General features: G+C 58.8%; 14 protein-coding genes (1 of these 14 running past the window's edge). 9 read left to right on the plus strand and 5 right to left on the minus strand.

Translation table 11 applies throughout. From position 1 onward, the window contains the following. On the minus strand, positions 1-1,082 hold the 5' portion of the coding sequence (tyrS, locus tag ACLH0J_RS06265; RefSeq protein ID WP_411391258.1) for a tyrosine--tRNA ligase. It extends 118 nt beyond the left edge of the window; 1,082 of the gene's 1,200 nt are visible here — the first part of the coding sequence; its start codon is at positions 1,080-1,082; its stop codon lies beyond the left edge, outside the window. A gap of 209 nt (positions 1,083-1,291) precedes the next feature. On the opposite strand from tyrS, the gene ACLH0J_RS06270 reads away from it, so the two are divergent. Next, a complete protein-coding gene (locus ACLH0J_RS06270) occupies positions 1,292-2,710 on the plus strand; it encodes a peptidoglycan DD-metalloendopeptidase family protein (protein WP_411391259.1) in 1,419 nt (472 codons plus the stop codon). 3 nt (positions 2,711-2,713) lie between these two features. Then, positions 2,714-3,805, plus strand: coding sequence for an anhydro-N-acetylmuramic acid kinase (locus tag ACLH0J_RS06275; protein ID WP_411391260.1), 1,092 nt, complete (start codon positions 2,714-2,716; stop codon positions 3,803-3,805). Between the two features lie 65 nt (positions 3,806-3,870). Here ACLH0J_RS06275 and erpA read toward each other — a convergent pair whose 3' ends face one another. Next, positions 3,871-4,221 (minus strand): iron-sulfur cluster insertion protein ErpA, encoded by a 351-nt coding sequence (gene erpA / locus ACLH0J_RS06280; RefSeq protein ID WP_007906865.1) that lies wholly within the window; start codon positions 4,219-4,221, stop codon positions 3,871-3,873. 165 nt (positions 4,222-4,386) lie between these two features. After that, positions 4,387-5,421 carry an N-acetyl-gamma-glutamyl-phosphate reductase gene (gene argC, locus ACLH0J_RS06285; RefSeq protein WP_411391261.1) on the minus strand — a complete coding sequence of 345 codons (1,035 nt, stop codon included), beginning with the start codon at positions 5,419-5,421 and terminating at the stop codon, positions 4,387-4,389. 136 nt (positions 5,422-5,557) lie between these two features. On the opposite strand from argC, the gene hemJ reads away from it, so the two are divergent. The 6 genes from hemJ (at position 5,558) to coq7 (ending at position 10,007) form a co-directional block, all read left to right on the plus strand. Beyond that, complete coding sequence (gene hemJ / locus ACLH0J_RS06290) at positions 5,558-5,986, plus strand: protoporphyrinogen oxidase HemJ (RefSeq protein WP_411391262.1); 429 nt, start codon at positions 5,558-5,560, stop codon at positions 5,984-5,986. A gap of 24 nt (positions 5,987-6,010) precedes the next feature. Then, positions 6,011-6,973, plus strand: coding sequence for an NAD(P)H-dependent flavin oxidoreductase (locus ACLH0J_RS06295; protein WP_411391263.1), 963 nt, complete (start codon positions 6,011-6,013; stop codon positions 6,971-6,973). Between the two features lie 69 nt (positions 6,974-7,042). Next, on the plus strand, positions 7,043-8,005 hold the full coding sequence (locus tag ACLH0J_RS06300; RefSeq protein WP_411391264.1) for a DUF805 domain-containing protein: 963 nt from the start codon (positions 7,043-7,045) through the stop codon (positions 8,003-8,005). A 63-nt stretch (positions 8,006-8,068) separates the two neighbouring features. Then, positions 8,069-8,857, plus strand: a complete 789-nt coding sequence (locus ACLH0J_RS06305; protein WP_411391265.1) for an SDR family NAD(P)-dependent oxidoreductase — start codon at positions 8,069-8,071, stop codon at positions 8,855-8,857. Positions 8,858-8,903: 46 nt separating this feature from the next. Then, positions 8,904-9,242 carry a histidine triad nucleotide-binding protein gene (locus tag ACLH0J_RS06310; protein WP_010568016.1) on the plus strand — a complete coding sequence of 113 codons (339 nt, stop codon included), beginning with the start codon at positions 8,904-8,906 and terminating at the stop codon, positions 9,240-9,242. Between the two features lie 117 nt (positions 9,243-9,359). Then, complete coding sequence (gene coq7, locus ACLH0J_RS06315) at positions 9,360-10,007, plus strand: 2-polyprenyl-3-methyl-6-methoxy-1,4-benzoquinone monooxygenase (protein WP_411391266.1); 648 nt, start codon at positions 9,360-9,362, stop codon at positions 10,005-10,007. Positions 10,008-10,128: 121 nt separating this feature from the next. Here coq7 and ACLH0J_RS06320 read toward each other — a convergent pair whose 3' ends face one another. Continuing rightward, the gene (locus ACLH0J_RS06320; RefSeq protein WP_003176451.1) at positions 10,129-10,551 is read right to left on the minus strand and encodes an OsmC family protein; all 423 of its coding nucleotides are present in this window, start codon (positions 10,549-10,551) and stop codon (positions 10,129-10,131) included. A 248-nt stretch (positions 10,552-10,799) separates the two neighbouring features. On the opposite strand from ACLH0J_RS06320, the gene crp reads away from it, so the two are divergent. Beyond that, positions 10,800-11,444, plus strand: coding sequence for a cAMP-activated global transcriptional regulator CRP (gene crp, locus ACLH0J_RS06325; RefSeq protein WP_411391267.1), 645 nt, complete (start codon positions 10,800-10,802; stop codon positions 11,442-11,444). Here crp and ACLH0J_RS06330 read toward each other — a convergent pair. Beyond that, entirely contained in the window at positions 11,441-12,136 is a 696-nt protein-coding gene (locus tag ACLH0J_RS06330) for a lipoyl protein ligase domain-containing protein (protein WP_411391268.1), read from the minus strand. The two genes, crp and ACLH0J_RS06330, sit on opposite strands and share 4 nt — an antisense overlap. Position 12,137: the final 1 nt, after the last annotated feature.

Consider the following 12,137-nt stretch of genomic DNA (forward strand, 5'->3'; position numbering starts at 1 on the left):
CCAGAACCCAAGAGGTCGCGCGCAACCGCCGAGTTCTTCACCAAGCCTGCCTTATTAAGGACAGCCGCGATCGGCATCGCCTCTGCAGCAGTCAGCTCGATCTCCGGCAGATCATCCGGCAGCTCACCTTCCTTCATCCGGTTGCCCGCCGCACGGTGAGCACTAGCCGCAGCCTCCTCGCCATGGAAACGCGCAACAATCTCTTCAGCCAGCTTGATCTTCACGTCACGAGGATTGGCACCCGCCTCGACATCCGCACGCAGCGCATTGATTTCGTCCATCGAGCGGAAACTCAACAGCTCGAAGTAACGCCACATCAGCGCATCCGGAATCGAAACCAGCTTGCCGTACATCACGCCTGGAGCTTCCTGGATACCGACATAGTTACCCAGCGACTTGGACATCTTCTTGACGCCATCCAACCCTTCCAGCAGTGGCATCGTCAGAATGCACTGAGCCTCCTGCCCATACGCACGCTGCAACTCGCGCCCCATCAGAAGATTGAACTTCTGATCGGTGCCGCCCAACTCAACGTCAGCGCGTAAAGCCACCGAGTCATAGCCCTGGACCAGCGGGTACAGGAACTCATGAATAGCGATAGGCTGATTGGTGGAATAACGCTTGTCGAAGTCATCGCGCTCTAGCATGCGCGCTACGGTGTACTGAGAGGTCAGACGAATGAAGTCCGCCGGCCCCATCTTGTCCATCCAGGTGGAGTTGAACGCCACCTCGGTCTTGGCCGGATCGAGAATCTTGAACACCTGGGCCTTGTAGGTCTCGGCATTATCGAGAACCTGCTCGCGGGTCAGCGGCGGACGCGTAGCGCTCTTGCCGCTTGGATCTCCGATCATCCCGGTGAAATCTCCTATAAGGAAGATCACCTGATGCCCCAGGTCCTGGAACTGGCGCAACTTATTGATAAGCACGGTATGACCCAGGTGCAGATCCGGCGCAGTCGGATCAAAGCCGGCCTTGATACGCAGGGGCTGGCCACGCTTGAGCTTTTCGATCAGCTCCGCCTCGACCAACAGTTCTTCCGCACCACGTTTTATCAGCGCTAACTGCTCTTCAACCGACTTCATAACAGACCCGCAAGGCTCAGATTCAAAAGGGAACCAACCATACAAGATCAGGGACTAATTACAAGTTTTGCCCTGCGCACGGACACCATTCAGCAAGCCTAACGTTCGCAAGCTTGCGCGACAGATGATTTGGTTATATTTTATACAGTTATTTCATCTTCATCATGTCATTCATCTTTTCCATTTCATCTTCAAAGTCAAAATTACCTATGACCACAGAACCGTCTAAAGCGCCGCCGCTTTACCCAAAGACCCACCTGCTCGCTGCAAGTGGTATCGCCGCCCTTTTGAGCCTGGCACTCCTGGTATTCCCTTCCAGTGACGTAGAAGCCAAACGAACATCCCTGAGCCTTGACCTGGAAAGTCCCGCAGAACAACTGACACAAGATCAAGACGCTTCCGACGCGCAACAAGCCACAAATGCCCCCGTCGATTCGCCGTTCGCCCAAATCGAAAGCGCCCCCGACGAGACCGGCCAAACCGCCCAGCAGCAGCCTGCACCTGCGGTAGCGCTGGCAAAGAACCCTCAACATCGAGAGGTGGTCGTCGGCAAGGGCGATACGCTTTCCACACTGTTTGAAAAGGTTGGCCTGCCTGCCACCACAGTTAATGAGGTCTTGGCCAGCGATAAACAAGCCAAGCAATTCACCCAGCTCAAGCGCGGTCAAAAACTCGAATTCGAACTGACCCCCGACGGCCAGTTGAACAACCTGCACAGCAACATCAGCGATCTGGAAAGCATCACCCTGACCAAAGGCGCCAAGGGCTTTGCGTTCAATCGCATCATCACCAAGCCGGTGATGCGCTCCGCCTATGTACATGGCGTTATCAACAGCTCGCTGTCGCAATCGGCTGCCCGCGCAGGCTTGTCCCACAGCATGACCATGGACATGGCCAGCGTGTTTGGCTACGACATCGACTTCGCCCAGGACATCCGCCAGGGTGACGAATTCGATGTGATCTATGAGCAGAAGGTCGCCAACGGCAAAGTGGTCGGCACCGGCAATATCCTTTCCGCACGCTTTACCAACCGTGGCAAGACCTACACCGCCGTGCGATACACCAACAAACAAGGCAACAGCAGTTACTACACCGCTGATGGCAACAGCATGCGCAAGGCCTTTATCCGCACACCTGTGGATTTCGCCCGCATCAGCTCGCGTTTCTCCATGGGTCGCAAGCACCCAATCCTGAACAAGATCCGCGCCCACAAAGGCGTCGACTATGCGGCCCCGCGCGGCACGCCCATCAAGGCAGCAGGCGATGGCAAAGTGCTGCTAGCCGGACGCCGTGGCGGTTATGGCAACACCGTGATCATCCAGCACGGCAACACCTACCGCACGCTGTATGGCCACATGCAAGGGTTCGCCAAAGGCGTGCAGACCGGCGGCAATGTGAAGCAGGGCCAGGTGATCGGTTACATCGGCACCACGGGCCTGTCCACCGGACCACACTTGCATTATGAGTTCCAGGTCAATGGTGTACACGTCGACCCACTGGGTCAGAAACTGCCGATGGCAGACCCGATCGCCAAAGCCGAACGTGCGCGTTTCATGCAGCAGAGCCAGCCATTGATGGCACGCATGGATCAGGAGCGCTCCACCCTGCTGGCTTCGGCGAAGCGTTAAGGTATGCCGCTCTATATAGGCGTAATGTCCGGGACCAGTCTCGATGGCCTGGATATCGCCCTGATTGAACAAGACGCGGCGATCAAGCTGATCGCCACTCACTACATCCCCATGCCAAACAGCCTGCGCATGGAACTCCTCGGCCTGTGCGCCAGCGGCCCGGATGAGATCGCCCGTTCGGCAATGGCCCAGCAGCACTGGGTGACACTCGCCGCCCAAGGCATCCATGCCCTGCTCGACCAGCACCACCTCAAGCCGCAGGACATTCGCGCGATCGGCAGCCATGGGCAGACCATCCGCCATGAACCAGCACGCGGCTTCACCGTACAGATTGGCAATCCTGCCTTGCTCACCGAATTGACCGGCATCACCGTGGTCAGCGACTTCCGCAGTCGCGACGTTGCCGCAGGTGGCCAGGGTGCACCGTTGGTGCCGGCCTTTCATGAAGCACTGTTTGACGAACGCAGCGGGAATCGCGCGGTATTGAATGTCGGAGGTTTCAGCAATCTCAGCCTGATCGAGACCGACAAGCCCGTAGCCGGCTTCGACTGCGGCCCGGGCAATGTCCTGCTGGATGCCTGGATTCACCAACAGCGCGGCGAACACTTTGATCGCGAGGGTCAGTGGGCCGCCAGCGGCAAAGTAGAACCTCAATTGCTCAACGCGCTGCTCAGCGATCCCTTCTTCTTGACCAAAGGCCCAAAAAGCACTGGACGCGAAGTGTTCAATCTAGGTTGGCTGCAACAGCACCTGGCGCGCCTGCCCGCTTTCGCCCCCCAGGACATCCAGGCCACTCTGCTGGAGCTGACAGCCCTGACCATTGTCGAGTCGCTGCAAACCGCCCAACCCCTGACAGAGACCCTGCTTGTCTGCGGCGGCGGCGCCCATAACAGCGCACTGATGAAGCGCCTGGCCGCGCTACTGCCATCGACTCAGGTCAGCAGTACCGCTACCCACGGTGTAGACCCCGACTGGGTCGAAGCCATGGCCTTCGCCTGGCTGGCCCACTGCTGCCTTGAAGGCATCGCCACCAACCGCCCGAGCGTCACCGGCGCACGCGGGCTGCGGGTGCTGGGCGCAATCTATCCGGCTTAAAATCCAGACAGCAAAACGCCGCTTGGCCGATTAAAGCCAAGCGGCGCTTTTATAACCGCTACCGATCAGATCGAGAACGAAGACCCGCAACCACATGTAGTGGTGGCATTAGGGTTCTTGATCACGAAACGCGACCCCTCCAGACCTTCCTGATAATCCACCTCGGCGCCTGCCAAGTATTGGAAACTCATGGGGTCCACGACCAGGCTCACGCCCTCGCGCTCAACAATGGTGTCATCATCGGCCACTTCTTCATCGAAGGTAAAACCGTACTGAAACCCTGAACAACCGCCGCCCGTAACGAATACGCGCAGCTTCAAGCGATCATTACCCTCTTCATCGACCAGGCTCTTCACCTTGTGCGCAGCACCGTGGGTGAATTGCAAAGCCGTGGGGGTGAAGGATTCAACGCTCATGCTGATAATCTCCCGGCGTACCGCCGCCATATGCGTAATGGTCGGCATTATCCGCTTCTCCTAGAAAAGCGGTCAACTATTGTTACGGTATATCAATCTGCGCTGCCGCCATTAAAAACACAAAAGGCCCGATCGACGGGCCTTCTGCTTAACGACCGAACAGCCTTAAGGCAGCATGCCCGCGTGGGACAAGCCCAGTTTCTCATCCAGGCCAAACAGGATGTTCATGTTCTGCACCGCCTGGCCCGACGCGCCCTTGACCAGGTTATCGATCACCGACAGCACCACGACCAAGTCGCCATCCTGCGGACGGTGCACGGCGATACGACACACGTTGGCGCCACGCACACTGCGGGTTTCCGGATGGCTGCCGGCCGGCATCACGTCGACGAACGGCTCGTTGGCGTAACGCTTTTCAAACAGCGCCTGCAGATCAACCGAGCGATCAACCACCGTTGCATAGAGCGTGGAGTGAATACCACGGATCATCGGCGTCAGGTGCGGCACGAAGGTCAGGCCCACGTCCTTACCGGCGGCGCGACGCAGCCCCTGGCGGATTTCCGGCAGATGGCGATGCCCCTTTACCGCGTAGGCCTTCATGCTTTCCGACGTCTCGGAGTACAGCGAACCCACCGCAGCCCCACGACCGGCGCCGCTGACGCCAGACTTGCAGTCGGCGATCAGGCGCGAAGCATCCGCCAGCCCTGCTTCAAGCAATGGCAAGAAGCCCAACTGCGTCGCGGTCGGATAGCAACCCGGCACGGCAATCAGGCGCGCTTGCTTGATCTGCTCACGATTGACTTCAGGCAGACCGTACACGGCCTCTCCCAACAGTTCCGGAGCCCCATGAGGCTGACCGTACCATTTGGCCCACTCGTCGGCGTCCTGCAGACGGAAATCCGCCGACAGATCGATCACCTTGGTGCCCGCAGCCAGCAGCTCACCGGCCAGCGCATGGGCAACGCCGTGGGGGGTGGCAAAAAACACCACGTCACAGGCACCGAGGGTCTTGATGTCCGGCACGCTGAACGCCAGGCCGTCGTAATGGCCTCGCAGGTTCGGATACATATCGGCCACAGCCAGACCGGCCTCGGATCGGGAAGTGATGACCACCACCTCAGCTTGCGGATGCTGTGCCAACAGACGCAGCAATTCGACACCGGTGTAACCCGTGCCGCCGACGATACCGACCTTGACCATAAACCTGCCCTCAAAGAACCCACTGGAAAGCCGTCGATAATAGGGGCCGCATTGTCCTGCGACAACCGCCAACGTGACGTAAGGACGCATGAGCCACTACTATCTTCAGTTACCGTGAACCTGGGAATAACTAAAAATGCTCTATCTATGGGTCAAAGCCTTTCATATCGTCGCCATCGTGTGCTGGTTTGCCGGGCTGTTCTACCTGCCGCGCCTGTTCGTCTACCACGCACAAAGCGAGGACACAGTGAGCAAGGAGCGTTTCAGCGTGATGGAGCGCAAGTTGTATCGCGGCATCATGGGGCCGGCGATGATTGCCACCCTGGTGTTCGGCATCTGGCTGATTGCCCTGAACCCCAGCATTTTCCAATCGGGCGCCTGGATTCACGCCAAGCTCACCCTAGTGGTGTTCCTTATCGGCTACCACCACATGTGCGGCGCGCAGGTAAAACGTTTTGCCCGTGGCGAAAACACCCGCAGCCATGTCTTTTATCGCTGGTTCAATGAAGTCCCGGTTCTAATATTGCTGGCTATCGTAATTTTGGTCGTGGTCAAACCGTTCTAACGTCAATGACTCGGGGTACCTCCAATGTCGCTGCCCGCTCTGCTTGAACAACGTCTGCGCCTGCCCGTCGTGGCTGCGCCGATGTTCCTGATTTCCAATCCACAGCTAGTCCTGGCGTGCTGCCGCAATGGCGTGGTCGGGAGTTTCCCGGCGCTGAACCAGCGCGAAAGCAGTGGTTTCAAAGCCTGGCTGGAGGAAATCGAAACGGGCCTCGCGCAGTTGGAGAATCCCGCGCCCTATGCCGTCAATTTGATCGTGCACAACAGCAACCCACGACTGGAGGCCGACCTGGCGATCTGCGTCGAGCACAAAGTACCGATCGTGATCACCAGCCTCGGTGCAGTGAAAGAGTTGGTGGACGCCGTACACAGCTATGGCGGCCTGGTTTTCCATGACGTCACCACTCGGCGCCATGCTGAAAAAGCCGCTGAAGCCGGTGTGGATGGCTTGATCGCCGTGGCCGCTGGCGCCGGGGGACATGCCGGCACTTGGAGCCCCTTCTCGCTGGTGGCCGAAATTCGCCAATTCTTCGATAAAACCCTGCTGCTTGCCGGCTGCCTCAACCATGGGCACGAAATCCTCTCCGCCCAGTTGCTCGGCGCAGACCTGGCCTATCTCGGTACGCGCTTTATCGCGACCGCCGAAAGCCATGCCCCGGATGCATATAAGGAGATGCTGCTCACATCGCGCGCCGCCGACATCGTGCACACTCCGGCCGTCTCTGGCGTACCCGCAAGTTTTATGCGCCAGAGCTTGGAAAACGCCGGTTTCGACATCAAGACACTACAAGACAAAGGCGAGATCGATTTCGGTTCCAAGCTCAAGCCATTGAGCGACGAAGCCAAGGCCTGGAAGACCGTATGGTCTGCCGGCCAGGGCGTTGGCGAGATTAATGATTTGCCCCGCGTCGATGAACTCGTTGCCCGCCTGGATGCCGAATACCGCAAGGCGCTCGAGCACGCGATACAATTACGCTGGCCACGCTGACTCAAACGCAAGGCCTGCCTATTGAGCAAGCCCACACTACCTCCCTGAACAAGTGACAAGGATGCCTGCATGAGCGACAACCGTTTCAAGATTGTGTTTGATGGAGCCTTGCTCCCAGGCGTCGAAAGCACCACGGCGAAACTGAACCTGGCCGAGCTGTTCAAAAGCGAAGTCGACGCCATCGAGAAGCTTTTTACGGGCCGCACGGTCGCTCTGAAGCGCGACTTATCCCGCCCCGATGCAGAAACCTACCTCACCGCACTGAAAAACGCCGGGGTCGATGCTCGTATCGAACCTGAACAACCCGTGGCCTTCAGCCTTGCCGAAACCCACGAGACCGACTCCAGTGACTCTGGGTTCTCACGCACCGACGCCTCGCCCTATGCACCGCCGCGCTCCCCCGTAGGTGACGACCTGCCGGAGTATTCCACGCTTAATGTATTCACCATCGTTGGGCGCATCGGGCGTTTGCGGTACCTGGCGTGGACGCTTGTATTGACCGTCGCAATGCTCGTTGCCTCCGGCATCATCGCCACTGCGAGCTTTGCAGTAGCGACCGCTTCGCCGACGGCAGGCGTCATTTTGGGTTCACTGCTGGGCTTTGCATTGTTCGTCGCGATGGTCTGGGTCAGCGTGCAGATCGGTGTACAACGCCTGCACGACCTGGGCTGGTCAGGCTGGCTGTACTTGCTGAACCTGGTGCCGCTGGTGAACAGTATTTTCCCGCTGCTGCTGCTGGTATTGCCCGGCAACGCCGGCGCAAACCAGTACGGCGCACCACCACCACGCAACTCCACCGCGGTGAAGGTCCTGGCGTCGCTATGGCTCGCGTTTATCCCATTGATGCTCATCATTGTGATGACTTTGGGTATGAACGGCTACCTGGACCAACTCGAAGCCAACGTCGACAGCAGCTATGAAAGCAGCTCTCTCAACGCCGACCAGGACGTCGACCAAAGCGTGATCGTCGAAGAAGAAGACGCGCAAAGTGCTGACGATGCGGCCGAACCTGTAGACTCTCCAGAACAGTGAAGAAACGCCCGCCGCCTGTGATGCCTATATCACTGGCGCGGCGGCGTTGCGATGGAGAAAGGCATGACCCGTTACGCTCTGATCACCGGCGCCTCCAGCGGCATCGGCCTGGCCCTGGCCGAAGCCCTGGCCCGACGTGGCCGCAGTTTGATTCTGGTAGCCCGCCAGCGTGATCAGTTGGAAAGCATTGCAATTGAATTGACTCAACGCTTCGGCGTCGAGGTGCTGTTTCGGGCCTGTGATCTGGGCGAACCTCTGCGCTTGTCCGGGTTCCTGCTGGAGCTCGAAGAAGGCGAACGCCAGATCGATTTGCTGGTCAATTGCGCCGGCATCGGCACCAGTGGCCCCTTCCTCGCACAGGACTGGATGACCGAGCAGGACCTGATCGAAGTCAACATCCTAGCCCTTACCCGTATGTGTCATGCCCTGGGCAATGCCATGGCGTTGCATGGCGGCGGGCAAATCCTCAATGTCGCGTCGGTCGCTGCGTTCCAGCCCGGTCCGTGGATGAGCAGCTACTACGCCAGCAAGGCCTATGTGCTGCACTTCTCCGAAGGCCTGCGCGAAGAATTGAAAACCTGTGGCATCAAGGTCTCGGTGCTCTGCCCCGGCCCGACACGCACCGCCTTCTACGGCACCGCGCAGATGGACACCGCCAAGCTCGAGCGCACTGACAAACTGATGAGCCCGGAAGAAGTGGCGCTCTATACGGTACGCGCCCTCGAACGGAACAAAGCCATCATCATTCCCGGTCGACGCAACCGCTGGATGGCCTTCAGCCCGCGTTTGAGCCCACGCTGGCTGACCCGCAAGATTGCCGGCGCCATCAATAAGGCCTATTGCCCGCGCTGACCGGCTGAGTACACTCACCCTGCACATTCACCATGGAGAAACAGCTTTGGATACTCTGTTCACCAAGATCATCAACAGAGAAATACCTGCGAAGATCATCTATGAAGATGACCAGGTCCTCGCCTTCCACGATATCGCCCCGCAAGCGCCGGTACATTTTCTGGTTATCCCGAAAAAACCGATCCGCACCCTGAATGATCTGACCGAGGACGACAAAACCCTGGCTGGGCATATCCTGTTCACCGCTCAGCGCCTAGCCCTGGAACTGGGCTGCGAGAAGGGCTTTCGCGTAGTGATGAACTGTAATGAAGAGGGTGGACAGACCGTTTACCACATCCATATGCATGTGCTGGGTCAGCGCCAGATGAACTGGCCGCCGGGCTGATACCCCTGATACTCGGGTCGCCGGCCCCGGCATGCGACCCTAGGCCTTTGACTCAGCGCAAACGCTTCGCCCTCTCTTGCGGTAAACTGGCCGCCGAGATTCTTCCCGGAGGTCAGCATGACTACCCAACGTCACTACTCGCCGATTGACCGTCTGTTGCTGCAAGCCGATACGGCCATGCGCACGCTGCTGCCCTTCAGCGGCCAGCCCTATCGCCCATCGCCTGCCATCGTGCAGCCCGACGCCCAGATGAGCGAGGCCGATACCCGCCACGTCGCGGGCCTCATGCGCATCAACCACACTGGCGAAGTCTGCGCCCAGGCGCTGTATCAAGGCCAGGCCCTGACCGCCAAGCTGCCTCAGGTACGCGCAGCGATGGAGCACGCAGCCGAGGAAGAAATCGACCACCTGGCGTGGTGCGAGCAACGCATCCGCCAACTGGGCAGCCACCCAAGCGTACTGAACCCGCTGTTTTATGGTTTGTCGTTTGGAATCGGTGCCGCCGCCGGCCTGATCAGCGATAAGGTCAGCCTCGGTTTTGTCGCAGCCACCGAACATCAGGTCTGCAAGCACCTCGATGAGCACTTGGAGCAACTGCCGGCCGGAGACGAAAAGTCCCGTGCCATTCTTGAGCAGATGCGTATCGACGAAGAACACCACGCAGAAAGCGCCTTGGATGCCGGTGGTTTCCGCTTTCCGGCGCCGGTGAGGTTTGGCATGAGCCTGCTGGCCAAGGTCATGACCAAAAGCACCTACCGAATCTGAAGCCACTGCAGGAGCGAGCTTGCTCGCGAAAAACCTCAACGATGACGCGTTTATCCAGAATGCCCGCGTTGTCCTTACGTTCTTCGCGAGCAAACTCGCTGCTACAAGAATCGTCTAGCGATCAACCCAGCTCGATGATTTCGTAATCATGGGTGATGGCCACACCGGCTGCGCCCAACATGATCGACGCCGAGCAATACTTTTCGGCCGACAGCTCGATGGCCCGCTTGACCTGAGCCTCTTTCAGCCCCCGCCCCTTCACCACGAAATGCATGTGGATCTTGGTAAACACCTTGGGATCTTCAGTGGCCCGCTCGGCTTCCAGGAAAGCTTCACAGCTTTCCACGGCCTGACGGGACTTCTTGAGGATGCTGACCACGTCGAAATTGCTGCAACCGCCGACACCGAGCAGAAGCATTTCCATCGGGCGTACGCCCAGGTTACGGCCACCGGCTTCCGGCGGGCCGTCCATGACCACCACATGGCCACTGCCCGACTCACCGAGGAACATGGCTTCGCCCGCCCATTGGATGCGTGCCTTCATCGCCCAGACTCCACTGTAAAAAAAGGGTTGCCAGCTTAGCACAGGGACGGATCACCACAGCGTTTCCCATCGGAGCGATCAACGACAGGCACTCACCTGTAAATTCGCTGATCGAGACAGAATGTGTCTGTTAAGCTGGCGCCAAATCAGTGGCGCATTGCCACTCTTTTTGTGCAGCGTGTATCAATAACGATACCAATGAATACAATAACGCCAACTACCTCGCTCCACCTTTTCGGGATACAACCATGGTTGCGCTGATTCCCACACCCAAGATCAAAAATCTCGACAAGTTGTTGATGCACTGCCAGCGTCGGCGTCATCCGGCCAAGCACAACATCATCTGTGCCGGCGAGCGCTCCGAAACCCTGTTCTTCATCATCAAAGGCTCGGTCACTATCCTGATCGAGGATGAAGACGGCCGTGAAATGATCATTGCCTACCTGAACACCGGCGATTTCTTTGGGGAATTGGGCCTGTTTGAACAAGCCGGCAAGGAGCAAGAGCGCAGCGCCTGGGTCCGCACCAAGATCGAGTGCGAGGTGGCCGAGATCAGTTACGCGAAATTCCGCGAATTGGCCCAGCAGGATCCCGATATCCTTTATGCCTTGAGCGGCCAAATTGCCCAGCGCCTGCGCGACACCACGCGCAAGGTCGGCGATCTGGCATTCTTTGACGTCACCGGCCGCGTGGCCCGCTGCCTGCTGGAGTTGTGCAAACAGCCCGATGCCATGACCCATCCCGACGGGATGCAAATCAAGGTTACACGCCAGGAGATCGGACGCATTGTCGGCTGTTCAAGGGAGATGGTCGGCCGCGTGCTCAAGGATCTGGAAGAGCGCAACCTGGTCAACGTCAAAGGCAAGACGATGGTGGTGTTCGGTACCCGTTAAACCGGCAGGAAGCCGTCAAGCATGTGACGGTACAACGTGTCGAGGCGGCTGATCGCATCCGGGGCGGGAAAGGCTTCGTGCAAGGCGATATGGCTGTCGGCACGAACGCGCTGCTCGAGACCGCAGGCCTCATTGAAGCGATTGACCGCCGCGATCAATGCTTCGCGATCGTTATCCAGCAACAACGCACCGTGCACCAACCCCACCGCGCGGCCACCGCTTTGCCGCCAGCGCTGGGCAGTGCCGACCATTTTGCGACCATTGAGATTGACGTTATAGCGACCGTCGCAGAATGCACCGTCGATTTCCCCGACCGAAGCATCACCGCCCAACTCGATCAACAGATCGCAGATCGGCTGACAAAGCCGCTGGTAACCGGTTTCGATCCGCCCTTGATCGCCTTCACTGCGAGGCGGCGCGTAAACCAGGGCGATATTCACCGTGGCGCTCGACTGCGGCACCGGCTCACCACCGGTTTCACGCAGTAACACCGGCCAACCGGCATCCGCCGAGACCTGGCTGGCGCGCTCGAACGCTGGCAACCGGCTCAAACGACGCGGCATCACCAACGCTTGGTCACTGGGCTGCCAGAACAGCAGCCCGAACGCCTGCTCACCCGCGCAAACGGCAGCCAGCAACGCCTGCTCGGCGGCAAGCCCTGCTTCGACGGTCATTGCCACCGGCTGCATCATC

Origin of the sequence: Pseudomonas sp. MPB23 (assembly GCF_046605395.1) — a bacterium.
Lineage (GTDB): Bacteria > Pseudomonadota > Gammaproteobacteria > Pseudomonadales > Pseudomonadaceae > Aquipseudomonas.

Excerpts from the sequence above, each read along its gene's own strand:
- crp (WP_411391267.1), top strand. The coding sequence starts at position 10,800 with ATGGTTGCGCTGATTCCCACACCCAAGATCAAAAATCTCGACAAGTTG.
- ACLH0J_RS06305 (WP_411391265.1), top strand. The coding sequence starts at position 8,069 with ATGACCCGTTACGCTCTGATCACCGGCGCCTCCAGCGGCATCGGCCTG.
- ACLH0J_RS06295 (WP_411391263.1), top strand. The coding sequence starts at position 6,011 with ATGTCGCTGCCCGCTCTGCTTGAACAACGTCTGCGCCTGCCCGTCGTG.
- ACLH0J_RS06270 (WP_411391259.1), top strand. The coding sequence starts at position 1,292 with ATGACCACAGAACCGTCTAAAGCGCCGCCGCTTTACCCAAAGACCCAC.
- erpA (WP_007906865.1), bottom strand. The coding sequence starts at position 4,221 with ATGAGCGTTGAATCCTTCACCCCCACGGCTTTGCAATTCACCCACGGT.
- ACLH0J_RS06300 (WP_411391264.1), top strand. The coding sequence starts at position 7,043 with ATGAGCGACAACCGTTTCAAGATTGTGTTTGATGGAGCCTTGCTCCCA.
- argC (WP_411391261.1), bottom strand. The coding sequence starts at position 5,421 with ATGGTCAAGGTCGGTATCGTCGGCGGCACGGGTTACACCGGTGTCGAA.
- hemJ (WP_411391262.1), top strand. The coding sequence starts at position 5,558 with ATGCTCTATCTATGGGTCAAAGCCTTTCATATCGTCGCCATCGTGTGC.
- ACLH0J_RS06275 (WP_411391260.1), top strand. The coding sequence starts at position 2,714 with ATGCCGCTCTATATAGGCGTAATGTCCGGGACCAGTCTCGATGGCCTG.
- coq7 (WP_411391266.1), top strand. The coding sequence starts at position 9,360 with ATGACTACCCAACGTCACTACTCGCCGATTGACCGTCTGTTGCTGCAA.
- ACLH0J_RS06320 (WP_003176451.1), bottom strand. The coding sequence starts at position 10,551 with ATGAAGGCACGCATCCAATGGGCGGGCGAAGCCATGTTCCTCGGTGAG.
- ACLH0J_RS06330 (WP_411391268.1), bottom strand. The coding sequence starts at position 12,136 with ATGATGCAGCCGGTGGCAATGACCGTCGAAGCAGGGCTTGCCGCCGAG.